This window comes from Ornithinibacter sp., from assembly GCF_035443565.1.
GTDB lineage: Bacteria > Actinomycetota > Actinomycetes > Actinomycetales > Dermatophilaceae > Fodinibacter.
In genome coordinates this window covers 1-3,239 of the sequence record NZ_DAORSO010000205.1, presented here as the reverse complement: position 1 = coordinate 3,239, position 3,239 = coordinate 1, and the positions used below count along the sequence as shown (strand labels likewise).

The 3,239-nt window shown below is 68.0% G+C and carries 2 protein-coding genes; one reads left to right on the top strand and one right to left on the bottom strand.

Annotated elements, in window-relative coordinates; genetic code table 11:
- Positions 1-223 precede the first annotated feature (223 nt).
- Positions 224-1,503 (bottom strand): IS3 family transposase gene (locus tag PLL68_RS13365; protein ID WP_324534879.1). Its coding sequence is split into 2 segments (ribosomal slippage): positions 224-1,215 and positions 1,215-1,503, totalling 1,281 coding nucleotides; the frame shifts between segments, so codons are not numbered across the junction.
- A gap of 401 nt (positions 1,504-1,904) precedes the next feature.
- On the opposite strand from PLL68_RS13365, the gene PLL68_RS13360 reads away from it, so the two are divergent.
- Positions 1,905-3,239, top strand: a protein-coding gene (locus PLL68_RS13360) for an IS3 family transposase (RefSeq protein WP_502910713.1) whose coding sequence is annotated in 2 segments (ribosomal slippage) — positions 1,905-2,222 and positions 2,225-3,239 — 1,333 coding nt annotated over the 2 segments. Because the reading frame shifts where the segments join, the coding sequence is not laid out codon by codon here. This gene is flagged as partial in the annotation.

The following is a 3,239-nucleotide window of genomic DNA, read 5'->3' as shown; positions in this document are numbered from 1 at the left end:
AAGGCTACCGCTGCCGTGGTGATGTCCTTGCCCTGCCTGCTTCGGCAGTCGCTTCCGTTGATCACGGGAGCGTTGGTGAGTCGGCGGGTCGCCGAATCGAAGCCTTGGGCGCGCTTGGGGCTACTGTCCATCACGATTGTCACCTTCGTTGCCAGCGCGCAATCGCTGCTCACCTCGGCAAACGTCTGAGGCTCCGGTGAACCGCCCCGGTGAGTCGGGAGACTCAGTGGTTTGAGAGCTCCAGTTCCTGCTGGGCTCGTGTTTGAGCGTAGTAGGCGATCTCGAGGTCGGCCGGTGGGATGTCACCGCAGTACTCGTAGAGCCGGCGATGGTTGAACCAGTCGACCCACTCGGCGGTCGCGATCTCGACGGTGTCCAGGGTGCGCCATGGCCCGCGTGGTTTGATCAGCTCGGTCTTGTACAGCCCGTTGATCGACTCGGCCAGAGCGTTGTCGTAGGACGAGCCGACGGAGCCGACCGAGGCGGCGATGTTCGCCTCGGCGAGGCGTTCGGTGTACCGGATCGCGGTGTACTGCGACCCTCGATCCGTGTGCGCCACAACCGATTCCAGCGAACGACCCTCGCGTTCGCGCGTCCAGACGGCCTGTTCGAGGGCGTCCAGGACCAGCTGGGTGGACATGCTCGAGCCGCACCGCCAGCCGATGATCCGTCGGGCGTAGGCGTCGATGACGAACGCGACATACACCCACCCGCTCCACGTCGAGACGTAGGTGATGTCGGCGACCCAGAGCCGGTCTGGAGCCAGCGGGGCGAAGTCGCGCCGGACCAGGTCACGCGCCCGCGGGCCGGCTGGGTCAGCGATCGTGGTGCGCTTGACCTTGCCCCGGACCGCGCCGGTAAGGCCGTCCTCGCGCATCAGCCGCTCGACCGTGCACCGTGCCACCGCAATACCCTCGCGGTTGAGCTGGAGCCACACCTTGCGCGCCCCGTACACGCCGTAGTTGCCGGCGTGGACGCGGCGGATCTCGTTGAGCAGCACCGCATCCCGATGCTCCCGCGCGGTGGCTGGCCGGTTCACGTGTGCGTAGTACGTCGACGGGGCGATCGGCAGCCCGTGCTCGGTCAGCACGGTGCAGATCGGCTCGACACCCCAACGCAGGCCACCGTTGTCGCGCTCCTCACGGCGGTCGGCGTGCTCGCGGATGAACTCCACGATCAACGGGAGGGCCGGTCGAGCTCGGCTCCGAAGAAAGCCGCCGCAGCCTTCAGGATCGAGTTTGCCCGCCGCAGCTCGGCGTTCTCTCGTTTCAACCGCTTGACCTCGGCCGACTCCTCGCTGGTGACGCCAGGACGGGCGCCTTGGTCGACCTGGGCCTGGCGCACCCACTTACGGACGGTCTCTGCGGTGCTCACCCCCAGCAGCTGGGCGACCTTGCCCATCGCCTCCCAGTCCGTGGCGTGATCCTGGCGGATCTCCTCGAACATGCGCACCGCCCGCGACTTCAGCTCAGGCGGGTACCTCTTCGACGTGTTCCCAGACATGACTCCAACCTTCCCAAGGTTTGGAGTCTCCCGACATGCCGGGGCGGTTCACCGGCGCAGTGTTTGCGACCGACGCTGCGGAAGGAACAGCGGTCGCCATGATGGCCATCGCACAGATGCTGGCCCCGGCCAGAGTCTGCTTCCAAGTCGTGAGCGACACCGCTTCCCCCTCCACATGTGGTCAAGAAGTGCGCTGGCGTGAGGCCGGGGTCTACTTCCTGATCCTTCTCGAGTCCGCGTGAGCGGATCGACCCGTGCCTCCCCTTACCGCCAGGTTGGCCACCCTGTGCGTCAGGCTGTGGTGAGACACAACGACTGAGTTCCTTCCCTTGCACGGGGTGAGAAGCGAGTAGTAGCTGATGACGATGACTTTGGCTGATGGGGCCGTTGATGATGGGGTCATGGGACCTCGAGGTGACCGGCCCAAGCGGCGGGTGTTCACGGCGGAGTACAAGGCGCGGATCCTGGCCGAGTACGACGCTGCCGAGCATGGGGCGCGGGGTGCGGTCCTGCGACGGGAGGGGTTGTACTCCTCGCACATCGTGGAGTGGCGCCGAGCTGCTGAGGCTGGTGCGCGGGCGGGGCTGGGCCCGGTCGGGCGGGACCGGCGGGACGCGGAGATTGCGGCGCTGACGGCCCGGGCGGAGCGGGCCGAGGCCGAGCTGGCTAGGACCCGGGCGGCGCTGGACCTGGTGGGAAAAGCACACGCGCTCTTGGAGACTCTCTCCGAGAGCGCGGAGCCGACCAAGCGGTCGCCGCGGTGATCACCCCGCTCGTGGACGAGCTCGCCGTGCACACCGGCGTGAAAGCCGCGTGCGCGCTGCTGGGACGGGCACGAGGCAGCCACTACCGCGCCAAAGCCCCTCGCCCAGTTCGGGACCGGGCGCAGCGGCCGGCCCCACCCAACGCGCTCACTGACGCCGAACGGCGTGAGGTGCTGTCGGTGTTGACCAGCGACCGGTTCATCGACAAGTCCGTGGCCCAGACCTGGGCGACGCTGCTGGACGAGGGCACCTACCTGTGCTCGCGCTCCACGATGCACCGGATCCTGCGCACGAACGACGCCGCGGGTGAGCGCCGCGCCCAGGCCACCCACCCGCCCCGGGTCAAACCCGAGCTCGTAGCGACCCGGCCCGGGCAGGTGTGGTCCTGGGACATCACCAAGCTCCGCGGACCCGAGCGTGGGGTGTACTACCACCTGTACGTCGTGATCGACATCTTCTCCCGCTACGTCGTCGCGTGGACCGTCGCCGCCTACGAGGACTCGGTCCTCGCCAAGAGCATGCTCGAGGAGGCGATGGGTGTGCATGGGATCCCCGACGTGGTCCACGCGGACCGGGGTACCTCGATGACCTCCAAACCCGTGGCACAGCTGCTCGTCGACCTGAGCGTGACCCGTTCGCACTCCCGCCCGCACGTGTCCAACGACAACCCCTACAGCGAGGCCGCGTTCAAGACGTTGAAGTACGCCCCGGTCTTCCCTGGCGAGTTCGGGTCCCTGGCCGACGCCAGAGCCTTCTGCGAGACGTTCTTCGGCTACTACAACCACGAGCACCGCCACGCCGGGATCGGGCTGCACACTCCGGCCTCGGTCCACTACGGCACCGCGAGAGAGGTCCGCGCCCAGCGACAGGTCACCCTCGACGCCGCGTACGCGACCCACCCCGACCGCTTCGGCCGCCGCCGGCCGGCACCACCGAAACTGCCCACCGCCGCGTGGATCAACCAGCCCTCAC